This is a genomic window from Priestia sp. AB (assembly GCF_028369225.1).
GTDB lineage: Bacteria > Bacillota > Bacilli > Bacillales > Bacillaceae_H > Priestia > Priestia megaterium.
Genome location: NZ_JAQMYN010000012.1, coordinates 85,539 through 106,816 on the forward strand (window position 1 = coordinate 85,539; position 21,278 = coordinate 106,816).

Below are 21,278 nucleotides of genomic sequence, written 5' to 3' on the forward strand. Positions count from 1 at the left end.
CTCTTTAAAATTTTAATTAAATAAGAATTAAGAACTAAGGACAGAAACAAATACTGCAATTAGTGCTTGAACTGCTACCTGAATGTTTACAGCAGCATCTACATCAGTTGTTGTAATTTTGACATCTTTTGAATTTACAATGACAATTTTTTGTTTGTTAGTTTGCTCAATGTTAGCGTGTGCTAGTAAGTCCTGAGCTATAACTTCAGAATTTGCAACATTCGCGGAAAGAATGGAAATTACTACTCCAAGAGCTACTTGGATAGCAACTTGAAGCTGCACAGCTACCTGAGTATCTGTTGTAGTAACTTCAATGTCACATGAATCCTTAATCCAAATTAATTCAGTAGATTCTTGATCTACAAATGAAAATGCATCTGCTTCTTGTTCAATAACTGCATCCTCTTTACTCTCGTCCTCAAAATGATCATCGCTTTCAAATAAATGGGAAAAATGATCATCCTCTTCTAATTCGAAACGACTTTTGTGGTCATGATCAGAATGTTTCTTTTTACTTCTTTTCTTTACTTCACGAGACTCATAGCGTTTATGAGTTGGCATGATTAACACTCCTTTCCTTATATGAAATAATATATGATTTTTTGAATGAATAAGATTGGGCTAAACCCTATGAGCCTATGTCCAATTTTAAAATAGAAAAAACGCCTAAAAAAGGCGCTTTTAAGAAGAAACGGAATTACTTTGGTTTCGTTTTTGGAGAATTGGACTTGGCCCTATCAACAAGTGAACCGGATTGCTGTTTTAATTCTTCTAATAAATCGAAGATTAGTTGCTTTTGTTCATCAGTTACTTTCCCTTTAACATTCTCTTTTGTAATACCGTGTTTTTGAAGAATGTTTAGCATCATTAATTCCATAAGTTTGTTAGGGGTTTCCCCGGGCTTTTGGTTTGAATTATTCAAGTTACCTGCTCCTTTCATGATATTTGCCATAATACTATATGTATTTACTGCACAAAAGGAAACTCCTGATTTCGACCTTTATTTCCAAATATTATAAGTTTTAAAATGATGCCAGGGGTATATCATATCCAATATAGGGGTAAAAGTATATGTGGAGAAATTTATCTTATAATAAGGTCAAGTTTTTTTTTTGAATAATAAAAAAATAATAATATCATATATTTATACATAAGATATTCCCCTTATGTTTTCAACAATTTTCTTACAGTAATTATGAAAAGAGTTGGTGAAAATGGCGAAGAAAGCAAAAAAAATAAATGTTAATTTTAGCGATAGTGGAGCTTCTAACGATCAGCTATATGTAATAGATGAGAATAATAACGTAATTTCTGTCGTTAATGCAACAACAAATAATGTAGTTTCTACTATTCCTGTAGGGCATCAGCCAGTTAGCCTAAATGGGAATCCAAATAACAATCGGATTTATGTAACAAATGGGGGGAGCCAAACGGTTTCTGTAATTGACGGGGCAACTAACACTGTAATTGCTATCATTCCAGTAGGAGTTCAACCGGCCGGTGTAGGGATCAATCCATATATCAATCGAATTTATATCTCAAACAGGGGAAGTAATACCGTTTCTGTAATTGATGGGTTAACTAATACTGTAATTTCCACGATTTCAGTAGAAACTTACCCAACTGATATAGATGTCCATCCATATATCAATCGAATTTACGTAACAAATGAATTTAAGAATACCGTTTCTGTAATTGATGGGTTAACTAATACTGTAATTTCCACGATCTTAGTAGAATCTCAACCGTCTGGTATAGGTATAAATTCGGCCACTAATCGAATTTATATCTCAAATAAGGGAAGTAATACTGTTTCTGTAATTGATGCAATAACAAACACTGTAATGGCTATTATTCCTGTAGGAAATCAGCCTACAGGTATAGAGGTTAATTCATCCAATAATCAGATCTATGTGACACATGAAGCAGAAAATACAATTTCTGTAATTGATGGACTAACTAATATTGTAGTTGCTACTGTTCCAGTAACATCTCCTATGGCTAACATCGATGAGGACCTTTCTTTAGAATAATCTAACCTTATAAAATTTATAAGGAGTAACAATTTAATGATTAGACAAAAATATATAAAATTGGGCATGTTATTATAAGTATATTGATAATATTTGTATTAAAATACCATTAAATTGGTATCACAAAATTCCTTTTTAAGCAGCGTATCTCTGGATATAGTAAGTAAATAAGAGTTAACTACTATACTATAAGATTCGCGCCAAAATTAAATTTAATTTTTATGTAAGTGGATTAAAAAGCCATAGGTTTGGAGAGCCCTGGCTTTTTTTGTGTGCTCCTAGACTAATTAAGGGATAACCAAGAAAAATTACATATTTTTCGTGTTAATTTAGTGCTTATAAAAAAGCACCTATATATATCACTTAAACAATTGTTTAAAAACGAACGTTTTTCAATTTCCTCCTTTTTTCCACTCATAATTATTTGTTATGTAAAAATTAAAAAATATACAATCGTTCTAGGTTACTGTCATTGAGGAAATTTCTAAATTTATAACTATTAGTCTCCGCCAATGACAGTTTCTAAAAGTACAAGTACCTCATATATTAAATATAATACGGAACCAGGAGGAAAGAAAATGAGAGATTGTATATTAGTAATTGGAGCCCATCCTGATGATGAACTATTAGGAACAGCAGGAACCTTAAAAAGATTTGTAGATGAAGGCCATCAAGTAATTTCAATCGTTGTGGCTTTAGGAAGAAAAGAAGAAGCACACCACATTCAAGAATTAGGAAAGCTTGCAAACAAGCAGCTTGGTATTGATGAAGTGATATTCCTTGGGCATCCCAATTTAGAGTTAGAATCAATTCCTCTTCATTTATTAACGAAGGAAATTGAAAAATTGATTGAAAAATATAAACCTAGTAAAATATTTACTCATCATTATGGCGATCTAAATATTGATCATCAAATTACATTTAAAGCAGTATTAACAGCAACTAGACCTCTCCCTAATAAGGAACCAATAGAGTTAATTACATTTGAAACTGTATCCTCTAGTGAATGGAATGTCTCAACTTCTGATAACCTATTTAAACCGAATTATTTTGTTGATATCACAAGTAATATTGATGCTAAGATTAATGCACTTAAATATTATGACGTTGAAATGCGAAATTTCCCTCACCCCCGTTCCTACGAGGGAGTTAAACATCTAGGCAAAGTTCGAGGCATGACTATTGGTGTGCCGTATGCAGAAGCTTTTGAAGTGATAAGAAGGGTTTGGAAATGATAACAGATCTTATTTTCCCTTATCCTTATATCATTGAAAAAATGGATGAATACTATAAACCTAACCTCCCGCCAGTAAAAGTTAGGGAAGACTATAGAACAAAGAAAAGCCCTCAAAAACGGCCCTCCAAAAAGAAACTCACTATATTAATCGCTACATTTTGGGACTACCCTCATATAGGAGGATTATCCAATTATATTACAGAGCTTAGTAAAGGTTTAAAAAAACAAGGTCACAAGGTTGACGTTATCTCCCCTAATTTATTTCCTAGTGCAACAGTAAAAAATTTACGAGTGCATATTACCCCTAAATTAAAAGAATTCTTCCTTAGAAGATATGGAAGTTATGATAAAAAAATCTTATCTAATAGTCGTCTCTTATATGTATATGAACAGATGCTTCAAAAAATGGATTTGGAGAAATACGATATCTTTCATGCACAGGATATATTTACAGCAAATATTCTAGGAAGATTTAATGCAAATTACAACAAGCCTTTATTTTTCACCCCTCATGGAATGTTCACTTTTAAAAGATTAAAATTCAATTTAATGGAAAAGGGTTCTATTGAAGAAACCTACTATAAAGAGCTAGAGAGGAAAGCAATAGAGTTTGCTAGTCAGCTCATTATTCTTAGTGACTCATTCCGTGATTCATTAACAGAATTAGGAGCAAAACACGCAAAAATGACAACAGTAATAACAGGTATTAATTATCCAGAAAAATACTACAAGAAAAAGCTGGGTCCCCAAGAAAAGCTTGTAATTACATGTGTCGCTAGATTAGGACCAAGAAAAGGGCATAACTATTTACTTAGTGCATTATCACATATTAGGCAATATACAAATAATGTTGAAGTATTAATAGTTGGCGATGGTGAAATGAGGGAAGCTTTAGAGAAACAAGTGCATTCCTTAGATTTACCTATGGTGAATTTTTTAGGTTCAAGAGACGATGTACCTTATATTTTAAGCAAAACAGACATTTTTGTACTTCCAACAATTAACGATAGCTTACCAATTGCGATTATTGAGGCTATGCATAGTGGGACGGCAATAATTTCAACAAATTGCGGTGGTATTCCAGAAATTGTTAAACATGGTAAAACAGGAATCGTTGTTGAACCTGGGGATACAGAAGAACTAGCACAAGCATTAAGATTTTTCATTGTTAATAAACAAGCTCGAGATAAAGCTAGTACTAATGCATTCAATTTTGCCAAGACACACTTAACCACAGATGGAATGATAAGAAAAATAGAAAGTATATATAATAAATTTTAAAGGTGGCTAAACCTTATGAAACATGAACATTGTGCAGTTGTACTTGATTTGAGTGCAAATGGGGTTGGAATAATCCGAAGTTTATCTAAAAAAGGAATAAAAATATATGCTTTTGATACAGAGAGAGCTTATAAGATAGGAAGATCCCGTTTAGCGACTTGTGATATATGCCCCAACCCTTTAACCCAAGAAAATGAATTGCTTACGTTTTTAATCAATCTTTCCAAAAGTATAGGAAAAAAACCTGTATTGTACGCAGGTTCTGATGATTATATTGTTTTCATTTCAAAAAACCGCAAAGAATTGTCTAAATACTTTTTGTTCTTACTTCCTGACCACTCCTTAATTGAAGAAGTTTTGGACAAAGAGAAGGCATATGAATTGGCTTTAAAGCATAATATCGCATGTCCTAAAACATATATCGTGGAAAATGAAGACCACTTTGAAGAAGCGATTGCTAATCTTGATTTTCCTTGTATCCTCAAGCCAGTTCTTGGCCATGAATTCAGAAAAAATATTAACAAAAAAGCTATCTTAATAAATGATTTAGATCAATTAAAAGCTGATTACCAGATCTATAGGGAATATGGAAAGCTACTCATTCAAGAAATTATTCCTGGAGATGATAATTGCTTTTATAAAGTCGCTACTTTCTACGATGACAATATGAAATTAATGGCATTATTCTCCTTACAAAAAAATCACCAATTTCCTGCAGAGTTTGGAACGGGTGCACATATTATAAGTAAGCGAGTTCCAGAGCTTTTTGATATATCTTTACCCTTTTTTGAAGAAATTGGACTTAAAGGCATTGGTATGGCTGAATTCAAAAAGGATCCTCGAGATGGTGTTTACAAATTCATTGAAATAAATCCACGTTTCTGGCTAACACACAGCTTAACAGAACCTTCTGGTATTAATTTTGTGTATATGTATTATTTATATTTAACTAAACAAAATCCCGAGCCCATCTTCTATCAAATAGACGGGGTTAAATGGATATATCTAGTAAGATATTATCTGACTTTTCTTCAAAAAAGAAAAAGAAAAGAAATGAGTTTTATTGATTTTTATAAAGGTTTTCAAGGAAAAAAAGAGTTCGCCTTATTTGCATGGAATGACCCAATGCCATTTATTAGAAGTACATGTTCCCACTTGGTTAACGCTTGGAAACAACAAAGGAAGGAATGAAAATTGTGTATGAACCTAAATTATTATACAAACTATTTACGAAATTAAAGATTTCCGAAAAGCTTTCTTATTCCATGGGCGAAAAAGTTATCATTGATCCAACTAAAATAGAGTGTCTGAAATCAACCAAAAGAAGCAGCATATATAAATTATTACTTCGAAAAAAAAGTGGTTACTATCCAATTATTTTTAAGGTCTATAGTTCAACAACTCAAAAAAATGAAGTTGAAATTAATATATATAAGAAACTCCACCCACTGCTGAAAGAATTTTTACCTCAAATTTACCTCATAGAAAGGAATCTAAATGAGGATTGGGTATTTATGGAATTTGTTAATCAAATACGCGGTCAATTAAAATTTACCCCAAAACATTTAGACTACATTATTCCCACGGTTGCTAAACTTCATGCTCGCACGTTCGAAGACAAATTCAAAAAATATAATGATGCTTGGAGTTCTTGGCTTCCAACTTATGATTCCGCATCAGCAAGAAAGGAACGAGAAAAACACATTGAAAAAACGGTCGTTTTTCTCGATGAGGCAGTTAGCGATGACAGAACAAAAGATTTAATAAAACCTTATTATAAGCCCTTAATAAAACTATATAGTAAAGGTCCGGATTTTTTCCCTGAAATACTGGAAAGTGGTTCTTCTCTTACACATGGAGATCTTCACATGCAAAATATATGTAGTAAAGATGTTACCAAAGATTATCCCTGGAATATTCAGTTCATCGATTGGGAGTCAGCAAGATATGCTCCAACATGGTTTGATATGGTAGTTTTAGTAGAAATATTATTAGGATTCAGAGCAGATTGGCAAAAATACGCCGAAGAAATTCGAAATCATTGTATAGTAACTTACGTTAACGAAATGAAAAAGCATGGAATTAAATTTAAAACTGATCCAAGAGATCTTTACAAAATGGCTTATTTACAAAGAACATTAGAAAAAGGATTGCACACCCAATTACGAAGAATATTTGATAACCGTGGAGGCGAGTTACTAGGTTATCATCTGGAAAAAGTAGCAATTTGGGGTAGGGAATTAGGAATAGATTGATATATAAAAAGTAAGTTATCAATATCTATAAATAACAATTTTTCCGGAGAGACATTTAAAAATGACTCTCCGGAAAAATTTAAAAATAGGCTGTAATGTTGAATATTTTTCCGTATAGTACAAGCAATTTTACTGTAAAAAAATAGAATATAATATGAAAGGAGGAAAGCAATATGAGTAAATCTTATAAGAACAAAAAAGAAGGCCAGCATTACGATTTAAAAGTCATCCATGACGCTAGCAAAGACAAACATGACTGTAAGTGCAAAAAAGATAAATATGAAGAAAAAGACGAGTACAAGCACAAAAAAGACAAATATGAGTCTAAAGACAAAAAAGATAAATATAAAGAAAAAGACGAGTACAAGCACAAAAAAGACAAATACGAGTCTAAAGACAAAAAAGATAAATATAAAGAAAAAGACGAGTACAAGCACAAAAAAGACAAATACGAGTCTAAAGACAAAAAAGATAAATATAAAGAAAAAGACGAGTACAAGCACAAAAAGGATAAATGTAAATATAAAAGCACAGATTACGATACAATGTATCCGTAAATAATCCTTTTTTAATTTTCAAATAAAATTCAATTAAATTTCTAAATAAATATCCCTTTTTAATCACAATTCACGATTAATAAAGGGATATTTTCCACCTAAGTATTATACATATTCATTGATGTTTGACTCATCTAATTTGTCTCAAAAATGTAAAGAAGCAATCTTTATATAGCTTCAATAAGTTAGCAGCAATACCACATAACGTTTCCTAAAAATAGTATTATGAAACTTTACTAATTCCTCTAGTAACATAGCCGTTTGTAAAATAGACCCTAAGTATGTATGTCTTTAATTACAGTAATGTTTTGTGCTTTGGTAAGTTATGTAGGAATCTTTATTAGAAAATCAGTTTGTGTATAGTTAGTTTAATAGGATTACACCTAACCTTTTTATTTAAGTCAATTAAAAGAGTGATTAGTTACTCATAATATGTCTCTTGGTTTCTAAACTTTTCTTTAGTATTCGTGAGAATCCAAACCTTAAGGATTTAATATTTTAACAATCAGTAGTATCTATAAGTTTTAAAGTAATTCCTACTGTTTTATTACTTTCTTTGGAAATAACACCCTTTATTATTAAATATATTCCAGATAAAATTACATAACCATTCCTTCATTAGGCTTGAAAGAATGGTTATGTAGCTTCTATTAATAGTTACATAAAAAAAGACATATGAATGTGAATATTATCCTTTTTTCCACAAACTAATAATTCTTACCGTTGCACCAGAACCTTTGTGCTCACTTTTCTTTTTTTTCTTTTTAGAAGAAACTTCTTCTGAATTCTTTTCCTCGTCCCAGTATTCTTTGTAACCCATAATAACAGCACCTCTCTTCCAATTTTAATAATATTATATGTAAAAACAAGCAATCGGAAAGGGTACTTGTACCATATTTCCAAAAAAAATTTTTATTTAAAATAACATTTAAAAAATAAATATTTAGGAATTTCTTTAATAACACCAAATAACAAATCATAAGTCAACAGATTATCAAGACAATTAACATCAGCTAGAATTATTAATTTACACTACAAAATATATTTTCTAATTAACGGACAAGAATCCAAGCATCTTATTAATCCAAGAATAAGATATAAAATATGAGAAAATAAGAAAACTCACTTCTCCCTCGGGAAATATATCCTGAAGTTCAATAGAAAAAGAGTCATAAGATACTCTTCTAAATGCTAACTTAAGTAAATTAATGAATCTTTTATACATTTATAAGTAGAAGGTTCAAGTCATTAACATTTATGTTACCTAATAGTAATAACAATGAAGAAATCACCAGCTCAGATTTTGAAAACATGATTCTTCATTTTAGGAGGAATAGATTTGAAAGATTTTTCACCAACAATCATTCATAAACCCAATAAGGTTATTCAAAAGGAAGACTTAAAAGAATATGAAATAATCGGGAACGGAGCAGATGGTATAGTTTATCAACTAACATCTGATCGGTGTATTAAAATTTTTTTTAAAGAAGAAACACAACAAAGAGAATTGGAAGCACTGCGTAGAGGCCAATCATCTCCAGTAATGCCACGTCTTTATCAATATGGTGCAAACTTTATAGTTATGGAATATATAAAAGGATTCTCACTCGCACGATACCTAAAAAAGCACGGACAGTTAACAAGGCCTCTAGTTGAGAAGATTTTAAACATGTTGGATGAACTAAAAAAATTAGGGTTCACTAGATATGATGCAGAAATACGCCATGTGTTAATCAACGAGTTAGGAGATTTAAAAGTTATCGATCATAAAAGGGCTTTTACTTCTGACCAACCTGTACCTGTTAAATTATTAAAAGGATTAAAAAAACTAGGGTTAACAGATGAGTTTTTGAAATTCGCAAGAGAAATTCGTCCATCCGTCTATGATGAATGGAAAAAATATAAGTAAAGATATTATTATTTCATTATGCAGATAGTAGTGAAAGGATAATCCATAAAAACAAAAGCTAATATTAATCTTTTAATTTTATAGGATATCCTTTTCACTTTAATGTAAAGTCCCCATAATCAATAAAGACAATCTTCCCTTTCTTTGTTAAAGCTAAATTAGGTCTTACTAAATCTTTAGGTCTTACTCCATATTGTCTAAACCTCTTTTTTAAATACTTTAATTGGTTATCATACTCTTCAGTTCTAGGTACTGAGATTGTCATTTTTTTCATTATAATCCACCCATATCCGACTTCCTTAACCGGACACAGATGTTCTTTTAACTTAGCATGACAGTACTTATATATTATAAATTCATTTTTATTACTTTTAAGTCCTAACTCTGACGTGGCAACTTTTAATACATATCCATTTTGAAGATCATAAGTGACCCGCTCGTATCCATATCCAATTATTTTATAATCTAATTTTAAGGTCCTTACTGCGGCTTTAGTCATCCACTCCGTATCTTGTGTTTTATACCGCCTCATCTTCGTTATCCACAAATTAATGGACTTTATATCTTCATCACGCAAAATAGCACTTACCACTTTTCCTCCTCTTTTCTCTAAAAGTTTGACTATATGATATATTTAAAAGATATTTTCCTCTTAAACTAATGAAAATATTAATACATCTGCGTTGAGTTCTAGATAGATCTTAAAATTGAACTTTCTCATTTAGTATGAATTATTAAAAAAAGGGTTAATAACTTACAAGGCAATTATATAAGGGGGAAAGGTAAAATTAACAAGCTTGAACAGTTCAAAGAAATGTATAAGTAGTATAGAAATTATTCTATTCATCAATTTAAAGACGTTTTTATATAGGAGAAAGAAGGTTTACTCGGAGATAATAGGTCAAATAAAATTAAGCTTAAACTAAAATTCATATTGTTTAGGGAAATACTTTGACTGCTGAAAAAGTTGTACTGCCGTCCCCTTGTATCATGCCAGCAATGCTACTTCTCATCCCTACTACAACCTGATCTCCCGCATTTAACCAAAAGGTTTCACTTGCTGTTATAATTCCTGGTCTTTTTGCTGCAAAAGCTTCATTATCTCTTCCTTCAGTTTCTCCCTTGTTGGTTATGAGAAAAACTATATCTAAGTTATATGGGCTACTATTAAAAGGGTTAAATTTAACTGAGGATGAAAGGGAATATACTCCACTTTCTCTCGGGACAAAAGTAGAGGTATTTAGATCATATTCATTTGCCAAATCATATTGTTCAGTTTGAAAACGAACCTTGTTAGCACTGTTAGCCTGGAGAGGAATATCTACATTATTAATAGCTCTAAAAGCAGAAGCTCCTGCTCTTACATCGTTAACATACGGTCTATATACTCCCTCATAATTAGGAGGAATATAATAATTTTTCATTTCATAAACCCCGTTTCCTGTATTTTTATATAGTTTATTCCTTTATAGAAAAAGGGTTAGTATTCTTAGCCTACTATAGGCAAAAATACTAATTTGATACTCTTTTCTTAGCATTCTCTGCAATAGCAACCCCATCAAGCTATGATAAACGTTGTTACCAATATCAATTGTTAAATGTAAAAAATAGACCTCAATTGGATTCCTTCTAATTTATTATATATACAAAATTCCTTTCTTTTTGTGCTTGTCCAGTTATGCTAAATTTCTGTGAATTCAATAAATAACTTACTTTTTAACCCCCTAAGTAAGAAAAAACAAGTATGCCCTGCTTTCGAAATTCTTCTATATCTTCATAAATACTTATGTTACAAGGAATAAATCCGTTCTTCCACTTTACTTTCGAGCAAGAGGGTATGCATATGCAAAAACCCTCTTACGTTATTGTTACGCATTGTGTTTACGTTCTTTTATCATTTGAAAAATAAACTCTTTGTTATTTTCTAAGAGCTCTTTTGTAGTTGTATTATGGTTCTTGGCATGACGAGCAAAGTTAGTTTTACTGTACCATTGGTAGCATAAAGGACAAGGTAGTTCATTTTCAACCTCATAATGAGCTGACGTCCAGCGACTAGAAAAAGAAGAAGCGCTATTTGTATTTTTTTTTATATACGGTGTATTCTCATCTTGTATAGATTTTTGTATTCGTCCTGTAGTTGCAGCAACTTCATTTGTAGTCGTTGTGTATAGATTCTCTTCTAACTCTTCCCTGATGAGTAAATACCCAGCTTCCGACATTGATAGCCCTAACTCATCACAACGCTCTCGAAATTGCTCATATATACTTTCTGGCAATCGAATCGGTAACACTTTACTCGATTCTTTTGATCTTGATTGACGAGCATACTTATCTAGTTTTCCCACCTCATCACCTCGTGTATACAATTTGTATACATATTCAGCACTTGGTCCTTATGTTCCTGCCATCTATTCAAATACATTTTGTATACGTCCTATATTCGTGGATTATTTTCCAATAACTATAAATATGATAATAAAAATTAATAGATAGTTTATCAAGAAATCACATTAAATATTATTTTATTACTTAATAAAATTTAATAATTAACTTTTATTAAGATATATCTATAATCTTCTTACTTTTATATAAATATTATAAAAATTACTTTGTATAAATTTATTTTAATTATTACTTTATTTGTAGAAAAATCTCTAATTTGTCATCAATTAGAGTAAATGATAGAACCATTAATTTTTCATAGATATTTTACCATTTACTTATCATAAATTAGTATTTTTTTAATTGTCTTTGGTGGTATATATCAAACAAAAAATATTTATATTTTAATATAAATTAAAAACACCTTATAATTGACAAATTTTTTATAATTTTATTAATGTGTTTTATAGGTAGTTATAAAGTAATCCAAGGAAAAATATAATCTAGAAACAAAATTCTGCGTTTTACTGGCCCCCCCATTACCTAGGAATCGTTTTTTAACGACTAAGTAATTATAAAATGCTTTTAAGGAAATAATATATAACTACAGATAATATCCTATTTTTTATTAGTACTATTTTCTTGGGCTAACATGTTTATGAAAGGTGCACTTGTTTATACATCTTTCATTCAAACGCCCTTAGAATACTATCGAATCTACGATAGATAAAAAGCTGCGTATTTGAGAGGAAACACCTTTTCAAAAACCAGAAATTTAATGGCGACAAATCAGAAAGATGTGCACTGTTGGATTCAACGTTTTGAATACTAAATCTAGAAAAACGCTTAACAGATAGTAAACTATTTATGAGAATGATGGTATTGAATCCCTAAAACCCAAGGAAGCGTCCATCCATGAACAAAAGAAAAAAGTCACTGAACCTAGTCAGTGGCTTTTTTCTTTCAATGAAACGTAATTATATGATAATGCTCGAAAACGCCTTTAGAAGTTTTCTAACTTCAAAATGAACACTTTCATCCCTTGTACATATTTTAAAGGTATAAACATATAGGAGTGAAAACACATGATTTTTCGTAGATGGTGGCGCTGGCAATGGTTACGGTGGTGGAGATCATGGTCGCGAAGACGATGAAAGTAATGTTAATAAACGAAAGAAACAAATCCTTAGTAAACACAGACCTATTCGTATATGGAAAAAGCTATTGAAAATAATTTCAACAGCTTCTCTCTTGAGAACAAAAAATTATGTAGAATATTCTAGACAGGCATACAAGCAAAATTAATGTATTTTTAATATAGCTATAGTATGAGTTAAATAAAGGGGGGAGTTTTTTGTCTTCATGTCGAAAAAAACACTGTTATTGTTGCTCCAATTGCACTTCGAACTCCTGTTATTGCACAACATCAAGACCTTTAGGGTCAAGTGTATTACCCGCTTTTGGTTCTTTACGTAAAGAATCTGGACAAGTTATAGATGTTGATGGAACAAAAGTTGATTATGACTTCGTGGGTCCTTCTGCTAATGTAACATTAAGTATAGTTAATGATACAATAACTATTAATGAATCAGGGATTTACGAAATTTCTATGAGTTTAACTCTTGGAATTAATCCAACAGACCTCGCTAGGGGGTTTCTTTTTGTTAATGATGTTCCATTAAATTTTTCTGCGGTAAGTTTAACTGTAACGAGTAATACACAAGCTTTAACCACTGTAAGTAAAACTATTCAATTAGATCTTTTAGCTAATGATGTAATTGATGTTCGAATTCATAAAGTTGGTGATTCAGTTATTGTGGGTAGTTCTTCTCTTACTATAAATCGGATTTTTTAATGAAAATTTAAAATATTTAAATTATATTTATAATAATGAATTAGCAATTAAATTGTCATATCAAGAGCTAGTTTAATAACTAGTTCTTTTTAGATAGAATACTCCTAATGGATTTTAAGTTATATTAAAAGACATATAATAAATCGTTGGATAGTTGCCTATTTTTATAAAATTTTATTAGTTGGCTGATACTATGACTATGAGCCCCCTGTTTTATTCTATGCTTTCAGTATTAGCTAATTTTATTGTAACTTATACAATGTCCTTACTGGTTAAAGAGGGATATACCTTACAAGTGAAATAAGTCTGTGTTTTGAATACACAAGGGGATTAATGATCATAGCTGTGGTTGTAGACACTATAGAGATAATGAGCATGGTTCCGGTTGTAGAAAATAATCCAAAATATTTCTTGTTAACTAAATTTATATATAATAACTAAGAAAGCTGCTGAACCCATTCAGTGGCTCATTTTTATTTCTGAATGGGAATCCTGAAGGGGTTTCTAATTCAGTGGGTTTTAAATCCTTCTTTTAGGGAGGAAGGGATTATGTACAGCTTAACCAAGCCAGTGTCGAATACAGGAATCCTCGCTGGGGAATGGTTCTTAGTTAACCTTTTACCCTTCTTATTAATAACGATTACGTAAATTAGAAAAGACTAGAGGATACATTATTGTACAAGGAAAATGACCAGTTTTAAATTAGCTTTTTCTTTCTTCACTTACTTTCACCTCAATGATTGAAGCCTTGCACAGTTATTATTATTCTAAATAGAGGATCCATATTTGTTTAATCCTTTTATATGGATACAAGAAAGACACCGATACTGTATCAGCCAATGCATTTTTAAAATAAAAGTTTCTTTTTCAATATAGTATGCTTAATATTTTTTTCTGATTATTTCTAATAAAGTTCATTATGTTAATTAATTTTCGTGGATAATAAATTGATTACATGCCATTTTTAATTAATATTCTAACTGGAAAAGAACTACTTCCGATATCAATAGTGGAGGTCACTGTGTTCGTAGCTGTATTAATAACCGATACATTGTCACTGAACTCATTTGTAACATAAACATGGGTTCCATCCGGTGTAATAGCTATTCCGGATGGAGCATCCCCCACGGAAACAGTAGCTGTTACCGTATTTGTAGCGGTATTAATAACTGATATATTATTACTACCCAAGTTTGTAACATAAGCATGGTTCCCGTCTGGTGTAATAGCTATTCCAGATGGTTTATAACCAACGAAAATAGTAGAAATCACTGTATTTATGGCTGTATTAATAACCGATACATTGTCACTGAACTTATTTGTAACATAAGCATGGTTCCCGTCTGGTGTAATAGCTACTCCAGATGGTTTATAGCCAACGGAAATAGTAGAAATTACTGTATTTGTATTTGTATTAATGACCGATACATTATCGCTATCCGCATTTGTAACGTAAGTGCATTTCCCATCTGGTGTAATAGCCACTTCATTAGGGGTAGTGCCAACATAAACTGTGGCGATTACTGTATTTGTAGCAATATCAATTACCGAAATTGTATTATTATCCTCATTTGTAACAAAAATTCGCGATCCATCTGGTGTAATAGCCAGTCCAGATGGATCGCCTTCAGTGAAAATAGTAGCAGTCACTGCATGAGCAATCGTATCAATTACTGAGATCGTAAGATCTCCATAATTTGCAACAAAAATTCGCCTTCCATCCGGTGTGATAGCCAGTCTGTATGGGATACTTCTAACTAAAATGTTGTAGATCATTAAATTAGTTTCTGTATCGATTATTGAAACTGTGTTATTTCCAGGATTTGCAACATAAGCAAGAACACTATAAATAATCGAAGATGGTGTTATCAATTGAATTCTCCCTTTTTTCATTAATAAGAAAATTTATATAGCTTTATGTCCAAATTGTTGTGAAAACCTTTTATATTATAAATTAAAGCTAATTATGAAATAGTCCATATATTATTATTTTCTTTGATATTTCGAGATTGGCTTTTACTATTTTAAGTTCATATATTCTTTCAAAATCTTTTTGTATTTCAAAATCATCTATCGCTTTGTTAATGTTAATAAGGGCCTTGTCAACATAACCTAATACTTCATGTAAATTTTCGTTATCAGGATGCATGATGGTTATTCCCTCCCTTTTTTTGTCCTTATTATATAAAATGATCAATTAATTAAAAGTGATTGGACAACTTAAAAAGATAATTATTTTTCATGTAATAAATTTACTAAGTTAGGTCTAGAGAAATATTATTACTTTCATGAACCGAGCAGTGATTTCCCTTTTTATTCCTCCGAGAAAACCCAGATAACTAAAAATGAATAAACTATACAGCTTAAAACAAAAAACTAATGCTCCTGAACAGTGTTTATTTCTGTTTAGAAGCAGGTTTATACAGAGTAATAATGTGAACCATCTCGATTACTTTTCTCCAATGATAGAAAATATTCAGCTTAGGCAAGTCACCTGATTGAGAATGAAAACATATAGTGTATTAAGAATAGTTTATTTTGGTGATGGAATCATTAACTTTTAACGTTCATATTTTTACATCATTCTGATCTTTATAAATCAAAAAGTCCCTAGAACAAACACTTCTAAGGGCTTTTTTAATAATTGTGATTATACGAAAAGAAAAACTATCTTATGCGGAAATTAAGGTAGTTTTTTCTTGAACAGACAGATATTCAAACCTTCTGTTAAAAAGTTAGAAGGATACTAAAATAGAATTGCTTAATTGACAATATGTAAAGTAGTAAGAAGGGTATGGACGAGTGCTGATTCCATATAAGATGCCTATTTCCTCAAGAAGTCCTTATGTAGTGTTACAATAAAAGATTTTGATTTTATCAATTAATTATTCTTATTATTTTTAAGTGACATTCTATTAAACTGAGACTGGATCCTTTTGTAACCTCAACAAGAGAAACATTTATAAAGAAAAATAGACAATGCTTAAAAAGGCACTCACTCAAAAAAGGAGGAGATATTAATGAAGGAAAAACTTCATCTGGGTTGTGGGAAAACTATTCTAAAAGAGTGGATAAATCTAGATATCATGAAAGGACAAGGAGTAGACATTGTAGCTGACCTAGAAATGTGTTCAGAAATCCCTCTTCCTTTTGAAGACAATAGCATAGATGAATTTTATGCAAGTCATCTAATTGAACATATCCACTTTACGCTCCCTCTAATGCAGGAACTTCACAGAATAGCAAAGAATGATTCAAAAGCGGTTTTTCGCCTTCAATATGGATTGAGTGATGATAAATATGTGGTAAAACCATACTTTATAGATTCTTTTGCTTGTTTTTCACAACCTTATTATTGGAGAACTGATTATGGATACAAGGGTGATTGGAAAACAGAAAAAATCTCTTTATTTGTTAGTCAAGCAGTATATAAGAAAAAATCATTTCACGAAATATACGAGGACGTGATGAGAAAGCGAAATGTTGTAAGTGAAATGGTTGTAGAATTACGGGCCATTAAACCCACAAGAGTAATGAAAAAAGAATTACAAACACGTCCTGTTATTGAATTTTTAATGGTGTAAAAGTAATAGTTTTCTATCTATTCATAAAAAAGTGAATTTAAGTTGATTCTAATTGAAGTCACTCTAGACTGAGGTATCTTTTTATCAGCTTTCACACGTATAACAAGCAATGAAAAGATAATTTCGAATTAATGAAACCGTATTTTTACCACTAATACTACATTTTACCTTAGCTGCATATGTATAAAATGTGCGCTTTTTATACACCTTATTTTCATTCACTTGTAGAGAAATCATTGTTATATCAAGGCTGTGTAGAAAGCTGCATATTGAAAAAAAAGTGACACACAGAGAACCTTTGGTATATCAAGGTTCTCTTTTTCATAGACTTCCGTGTTAACTAAGTTTGTATATCATATACAGTCTAAAACAGAAAAAACTATGTGTTTATTGATAACTCTAATTGCCTTGAGTAGTTTGTTCGAGGTGTTAGAATTTATTCTTTAAGTTTTCAAGTTCCAAAAAGGAAAAAAGGGGAATATACTAAAAATTAAGAAAATCATGTGGAAATGGTATGTGTTACTTACAACACTAAATTAAAAACCCTTGAAATCATTGTTTGCAAGGACTTTTAATTCTATTAATTTATGGCTATGCTTGTTACATAATTTCTAAAAGGGAATTTTTCTCTTTGCATTTGGAAAATAAGAATTAAAGGATTTTTAAGAGAGGAGGTAAATTTTCGAATGGGGAAAAAGCTTATTATCTTTATACACATTCCTAAAACTGGAGGAACCACATTAAATGAAATTTTCAAAAAATCTTATGCTGAGAATGAGATATATGATCATGTCCCCGTGGAAGTAATGAATGAGCATTTCAGTCAGTTAAAAGCAGAAAATAAAAAAGTAATCAAAGCAATATCTGGTCACCATTTTTATGGAATACATGACCTTTTTTCTAAACCCTATACTTACTTTACTATGATGCGTAATCCTATTGAACGTGTGATATCGTTATATTATTTTTTAAAAACATATCCGGGTTATTATGAGGAAAATATGAAAAATATGTCCTTTGAAGAATACATTGATTGGGATCCACAAGCTAAGAATGGACAAATTCATCAAATTTGTGGGTTAAGCTCTCAACTAAGTTTAGAAAAAGCAAAAGAAAATCTAGGAGTATTTGAATTAGTTGGAATAACAGAGTTGTTTAATGAATCACTTCTATTACTAAAGAATAAATTTAATTGGACTAATATTGAATACGTGAAGAAGAATGTTACAAAATCCCGCCCTCGACTCAGTGAAGTATCAACTGCAATAATAAAGAAAATAGAAAAAAATAATGAGTTAGATATAGAACTATTTAAATATATAAAATCTAATTTTATTAGGCAATTGAAAGATCTTTAAAAATAAATTCACATATATTTATTTGGATATGCAGGAATAAAAAACAGGGAAATTCCCTATTTCCGCAGGGAGCTTTTCTGCTACAAGAATTATCGCATAGATTGATGCATTGCTGCACCTTGAATAGTTTGCTCTAGAAATCTAGCTTTATTTATTACGATTAGATTATTTTCTAATACGATATTTTTTATAAAGCCTATATGATGTGTTACCACCTTTTCATTTTCTTTAGCCAGATTCTTTTTTTAGAACCTGGATTTTTTTTACTTTCTAGAATAGAAATTATATCCTTTTAGACAAAATTATAAGTAACGTTGCAAATTAAATACGTTGTCTGAAAGGAAAAGCATATGATTAGGAAAGGAAATTCTCGTCTTACTTTTGACATTTCAGAAGAGCTACATAAGGATTTACATTTTTTAACTTCAGAGAACAACACAAGCATTATGGTATACGTGAAAGCGATTTCAAAAAACATGTAAAGAAAGTAAGAAAAGAAAGGGTACTTCCTCTGGATAGGAAGCACCCCATGTAGATATTAAAGTATTGGTAGACTTTATTATAACAGCGGTTGCCCTTAAAAAATAGAAGGGTCTTATTGTGGATCAAAATGAAAAACTTCAATGGGAATTGAATACATTTTGAGGGTTGCTTGAGTAAAAAATGTAGAAGAGGAATGCAAAACTCTTAAAGAAAAAGTATTTCTAAATCAATTTACAATCGCCGAACCGCAAGTTTTTGAGTCTGCTTTAGATAGATATTCAGGACGAGATATGCAGTTGATACTGTCTAAAAAAGAAACCACGATTAGATCACAAAGACAACATATCACACGCAAATTAGGTGTATCCTCTATAAAGTAAGCTGTTGGAAAACTTCAGAATTTAGCATATGAATCACCAAGAAAATTTCTTCAATCTGGATAAACTCATGTGACCTTTGAAGGGGCTTAACATCAACAGAATATATACATTAAGTCATCTGTGAGGGGGACGCAAAGGGGACATGGCTCCAAAACAGGGGGACATAAAGGGGACATCGGGATTTTAAAAGGGTACGTAAAAGGGACGTACACCAAAAAAAGGAGACGTAAAGGGGACATTTAGCAATTTTCTTTGTCCCCACGGTTTTGCTAGGCTCTGCCTAGCCCCACACCTATGGTGGGGGCAAAAACCCCTTATGCTCTTCAAGATGTTTTTTACTTTTTTATATTGAAGTAGAAAAACACTGAAAAGGAGAATAAAGATGGAGATTAAAGTGAGAAATATGTGTCCGGTTGTTGTAAAGAATTTAGATGATTTAGCAAAAGGGAAAGATCTTTCTAGACAAGCTTTTTTGAAAGAAAAACCTGAAACACTATCAATTGTTGAAGATGAAACAGAGAGAGGGCAAGCTATTGATAATTTATATAATTGAACTATAAAGGCAATGGAAAAGTGTTCAGGTCCAATAACAAATCTGAATTGTATTTCTCATAAAATCACAGGCGAGGATGAAGAATATTGACACCAGGCAAACACAGAGGAATGATTTCCTTAATTGAAGAAGCTAATGAATATCTTCAAGAACATATGCGAAAAAGAAGCTATCTCTTTCCTAGAAATGCCATTGTAGATATCGTTCGGAGATATAAAAAATTAAAATAGCTATAAAGACTAAGTGGCCGCCTTAAGGCAGCCAAAATCTTACCTATTAGGGATAGCTCCTCTTGTGTGCTTAACGAGGAACACTTAATTTTTACAATTAAAATGTTACTTGCCAAATAAGCGGACAAAAAAGCTTTTTTGCTGTTTTTTTTCTTTTATAGCTACAATGTCTAATAATTGTTGTTGGTTTTGTCTTTGTGATTGGCGTATGTAGTCCATCATTTCTTTATCCCTATTATTAATCTGTTGACTTATTCTTTCGGCCAAGCGTTCCTCTAATTCTTTTAACTGTTTGCTTGTCTGTTCCTGTTCTGTTTGTCTTCTCTTTTCTGATATTTTTAAAGCATTTTTATAATGATCTAGCATTTCTAGTAACTTATTATTAACAGATTGTTGTTGTTTTAATGTATCTAATACAACATCTTTTGTGTAATTTTCATGTTCTTGGAGAATATTTAGCTCACGGTTATTCTCCTCATTAAACAAGTGTTCTTCTTGTGTGTTTGACGAGGAATGGTTTCTATCGAACCCTTTTACAACAGTCATTGCAGCTATTTCTAAAGGCAGTTTTTTTTCTTGAATAGCATACTTTAAGTTTGACAGTAAAGTTTGATCAGTAACAGAATAGTAACGCTTCTTTCTGTTATCTTTTACAAACTTATAACCATGCTTTTCTAATTCGATACACCATTTTCTAATATTGCTGGAAGTTGTATTTAAGCGCTTAGCCATTTCTTCAGCATTTATTGCATCCTGCTTGATATCCATGGTTGGCCTCCGATCCTAATATGTTATCTTTGTGCTTTCCATATAATAAAATTTTATCTACACAAATTCGATAAAACTTGTGTATTTCCTTTATTTAGTATGATTTGAGAGCATAAGAATCTGGTTTTTATACAAAAAATCCAGGCTTAATCCTCGCTAAAATGTGGTGAATCAATAATATATAAACAATAAATCTAAAAATGATTATTTGCATTTTAGCGATGTCTAAAGTTTATAATTTCCCCATGTTATTTCTGGTAATTTTTGTTGTGTGAACCAACTTTGTATTAATTAAGGAATGAACTTTTAAGTTTTAAGAAACTAAAAAGCCATTTCAGAATCTAATAGTTAAGGTTTTTATTTGAATGTTTTATGAATAAAAAGATGAAGTAATCATATAAAGTAAAAGTAGA

21 protein-coding genes are annotated in these 21,278 nt (G+C 31.0%); 12 read left to right on the top strand and 9 right to left on the bottom strand.

Annotated elements, in window-relative coordinates:
• Positions 1–27: 27 nt before the first annotated feature.
• Together POF52_RS25310 and POF52_RS25315 are read right to left on the bottom strand one after the other, a co-directional pair.
• On the bottom strand, positions 28–561 hold the full coding sequence (locus tag POF52_RS25310; protein WP_271995991.1) for a spore coat protein: 534 nt from the start codon (positions 559–561) through the stop codon (positions 28–30).
• Between the two features lie 136 nt (positions 562–697).
• Entirely contained in the window at positions 698–922 is a 225-nt protein-coding gene (locus POF52_RS25315; protein ID WP_223272403.1) for a hypothetical protein, read from the bottom strand.
• Positions 923–1,214: 292 nt separating this feature from the next.
• Here POF52_RS25315 and POF52_RS25320 point away from each other — a divergent pair, with 292 nt between their 5' ends.
• The 6 genes from POF52_RS25320 (at position 1,215) to POF52_RS25345 (ending at position 7,363) form a co-directional block, all read left to right on the top strand.
• Positions 1,215–2,033 carry a YncE family protein gene (locus POF52_RS25320; protein ID WP_098450049.1) on the top strand — a complete coding sequence of 273 codons (819 nt, stop codon included), beginning with the start codon at positions 1,215–1,217 and terminating at the stop codon, positions 2,031–2,033.
• A 578-nt stretch (positions 2,034–2,611) separates the two neighbouring features.
• Complete coding sequence (locus POF52_RS25325) at positions 2,612–3,268, top strand: PIG-L deacetylase family protein (RefSeq protein ID WP_098450048.1); 657 nt, start codon at positions 2,612–2,614, stop codon at positions 3,266–3,268.
• A complete protein-coding gene (locus POF52_RS25330) occupies positions 3,265–4,551 on the top strand; it encodes a glycosyltransferase family 4 protein (RefSeq protein ID WP_271995996.1) in 1,287 nt (428 codons plus the stop codon). Before POF52_RS25325 ends, POF52_RS25330 begins: the two co-directional genes overlap by 4 nt.
• 15 nt (positions 4,552–4,566) lie before the next feature.
• Complete coding sequence (locus POF52_RS25335; RefSeq protein WP_098450046.1) at positions 4,567–5,742, top strand: carboxylate--amine ligase; 1,176 nt, start codon at positions 4,567–4,569, stop codon at positions 5,740–5,742.
• 5 nt (positions 5,743–5,747) lie between these two features.
• Entirely contained in the window at positions 5,748–6,806 is a 1,059-nt protein-coding gene (locus tag POF52_RS25340) for a phosphotransferase (RefSeq protein ID WP_098197440.1), read from the top strand.
• A gap of 173 nt (positions 6,807–6,979) precedes the next feature.
• Positions 6,980–7,363, top strand: coding sequence for a hypothetical protein (locus tag POF52_RS25345; protein ID WP_211079277.1), 384 nt, complete (start codon positions 6,980–6,982; stop codon positions 7,361–7,363).
• Between the two features lie 688 nt (positions 7,364–8,051).
• Here the strand turns inward: POF52_RS25345 and POF52_RS25350 are convergent.
• Positions 8,052–8,183 (bottom strand): hypothetical protein, encoded by a 132-nt coding sequence (locus POF52_RS25350; protein WP_016766729.1) that lies wholly within the window; start codon positions 8,181–8,183, stop codon positions 8,052–8,054.
• 519 nt (positions 8,184–8,702) lie between these two features.
• Between POF52_RS25350 and POF52_RS25355 the strand changes: the two genes are divergently transcribed.
• Positions 8,703–9,272, top strand: coding sequence for a kinase (locus tag POF52_RS25355; RefSeq protein ID WP_176585969.1), 570 nt, complete (start codon positions 8,703–8,705; stop codon positions 9,270–9,272).
• Between the two features lie 94 nt (positions 9,273–9,366).
• On the opposite strand, the gene POF52_RS25360 is transcribed toward POF52_RS25355, so the two are convergent.
• The 3 genes from POF52_RS25360 to POF52_RS25370 all read right to left on the bottom strand — a co-directional run bounded on the left by POF52_RS25360 (position 9,367) and on the right by POF52_RS25370 (position 11,617).
• Positions 9,367–9,864 (bottom strand): hypothetical protein, encoded by a 498-nt coding sequence (locus POF52_RS25360; protein WP_271996005.1) that lies wholly within the window; start codon positions 9,862–9,864, stop codon positions 9,367–9,369.
• A 346-nt stretch (positions 9,865–10,210) separates the two neighbouring features.
• Positions 10,211–10,696, bottom strand: a complete 486-nt coding sequence (locus POF52_RS25365; RefSeq protein ID WP_176585968.1) for a C1q-like domain-containing protein — start codon at positions 10,694–10,696, stop codon at positions 10,211–10,213.
• A 444-nt stretch (positions 10,697–11,140) separates the two neighbouring features.
• A complete protein-coding gene (locus POF52_RS25370) occupies positions 11,141–11,617 on the bottom strand; it encodes a hypothetical protein (protein ID WP_176585967.1) in 477 nt (158 codons plus the stop codon).
• A gap of 1,391 nt (positions 11,618–13,008) precedes the next feature.
• Between POF52_RS25370 and POF52_RS25375 the strand changes: the two genes are divergently transcribed.
• Positions 13,009–13,509, top strand: a complete 501-nt coding sequence (locus tag POF52_RS25375) for a hypothetical protein (protein ID WP_176585966.1) — start codon at positions 13,009–13,011, stop codon at positions 13,507–13,509.
• Between the two features lie 951 nt (positions 13,510–14,460).
• Here POF52_RS25375 and POF52_RS25380 read toward each other — a convergent pair.
• On the bottom strand, positions 14,461–15,402 hold the full coding sequence (locus tag POF52_RS25380) for a beta-propeller fold lactonase family protein (protein ID WP_271996010.1): 942 nt from the start codon (positions 15,400–15,402) through the stop codon (positions 14,461–14,463).
• Positions 15,403–15,469: 67 nt separating this feature from the next.
• Positions 15,470–15,658: a hypothetical protein gene (locus POF52_RS25385; protein ID WP_176585964.1), complete on the bottom strand. Its 189-nt coding sequence runs from the start codon at positions 15,656–15,658 to the stop codon at positions 15,470–15,472.
• Positions 15,659–16,529: 871 nt separating this feature from the next.
• On the opposite strand from POF52_RS25385, the gene POF52_RS25390 reads away from it, so the two are divergent.
• The 4 genes from POF52_RS25390 to POF52_RS25405 all read left to right on the top strand — a co-directional run bounded on the left by POF52_RS25390 (position 16,530) and on the right by POF52_RS25405 (position 20,097).
• On the top strand, positions 16,530–17,093 hold the full coding sequence (locus tag POF52_RS25390) for a class I SAM-dependent methyltransferase (RefSeq protein ID WP_029319713.1): 564 nt from the start codon (positions 16,530–16,532) through the stop codon (positions 17,091–17,093).
• A 686-nt stretch (positions 17,094–17,779) separates the two neighbouring features.
• Positions 17,780–18,451 (top strand): sulfotransferase family 2 domain-containing protein, encoded by a 672-nt coding sequence (locus POF52_RS25395; RefSeq protein WP_271996015.1) that lies wholly within the window; start codon positions 17,780–17,782, stop codon positions 18,449–18,451.
• Positions 18,452–19,696: 1,245 nt separating this feature from the next.
• Positions 19,697–19,867 carry a hypothetical protein gene (locus POF52_RS25400; protein ID WP_176585952.1) on the top strand — a complete coding sequence of 57 codons (171 nt, stop codon included), beginning with the start codon at positions 19,697–19,699 and terminating at the stop codon, positions 19,865–19,867.
• 86 nt (positions 19,868–19,953) lie between these two features.
• Positions 19,954–20,097: a hypothetical protein gene (locus POF52_RS25405; protein ID WP_271996019.1), complete on the top strand. Its 144-nt coding sequence runs from the start codon at positions 19,954–19,956 to the stop codon at positions 20,095–20,097.
• A gap of 105 nt (positions 20,098–20,202) precedes the next feature.
• On the opposite strand, the gene POF52_RS25410 is transcribed toward POF52_RS25405, so the two are convergent.
• Positions 20,203–20,865, bottom strand: coding sequence for a hypothetical protein (locus POF52_RS25410; RefSeq protein WP_271996022.1), 663 nt, complete (start codon positions 20,863–20,865; stop codon positions 20,203–20,205).
• Between the last annotated feature and the right edge of the window lie 413 nt (positions 20,866–21,278).

Excerpts from the sequence above, each read along its gene's own strand:
- POF52_RS25335 (WP_098450046.1), top strand. The coding sequence starts at position 4,567 with ATGAAACATGAACATTGTGCAGTTGTACTTGATTTGAGTGCAAATGGG.
- POF52_RS25310 (WP_271995991.1), bottom strand. The coding sequence starts at position 561 with ATGCCAACTCATAAACGCTATGAGTCTCGTGAAGTAAAGAAAAGAAGT.
- POF52_RS25350 (WP_016766729.1), bottom strand. The coding sequence starts at position 8,183 with ATGGGTTACAAAGAATACTGGGACGAGGAAAAGAATTCAGAAGAAGTT.
- POF52_RS25325 (WP_098450048.1), top strand. The coding sequence starts at position 2,612 with ATGAGAGATTGTATATTAGTAATTGGAGCCCATCCTGATGATGAACTA.
- POF52_RS25395 (WP_271996015.1), top strand. The coding sequence starts at position 17,780 with ATGGGGAAAAAGCTTATTATCTTTATACACATTCCTAAAACTGGAGGA.
- POF52_RS25345 (WP_211079277.1), top strand. The coding sequence starts at position 6,980 with ATGAGTAAATCTTATAAGAACAAAAAAGAAGGCCAGCATTACGATTTA.
- POF52_RS25390 (WP_029319713.1), top strand. The coding sequence starts at position 16,530 with ATGAAGGAAAAACTTCATCTGGGTTGTGGGAAAACTATTCTAAAAGAG.
- POF52_RS25380 (WP_271996010.1), bottom strand. The coding sequence starts at position 15,402 with ATGAAAAAAGGGAGAATTCAATTGATAACACCATCTTCGATTATTTAT.
- POF52_RS25330 (WP_271995996.1), top strand. The coding sequence starts at position 3,265 with ATGATAACAGATCTTATTTTCCCTTATCCTTATATCATTGAAAAAATG.
- POF52_RS25410 (WP_271996022.1), bottom strand. The coding sequence starts at position 20,865 with ATGGATATCAAGCAGGATGCAATAAATGCTGAAGAAATGGCTAAGCGC.
- POF52_RS25320 (WP_098450049.1), top strand. The coding sequence starts at position 1,215 with ATGGCGAAGAAAGCAAAAAAAATAAATGTTAATTTTAGCGATAGTGGA.
- POF52_RS25385 (WP_176585964.1), bottom strand. The coding sequence starts at position 15,658 with ATGCATCCTGATAACGAAAATTTACATGAAGTATTAGGTTATGTTGAC.
- POF52_RS25400 (WP_176585952.1), top strand. The coding sequence starts at position 19,697 with ATGGAGATTAAAGTGAGAAATATGTGTCCGGTTGTTGTAAAGAATTTA.
- POF52_RS25365 (WP_176585968.1), bottom strand. The coding sequence starts at position 10,696 with ATGAAAAATTATTATATTCCTCCTAATTATGAGGGAGTATATAGACCG.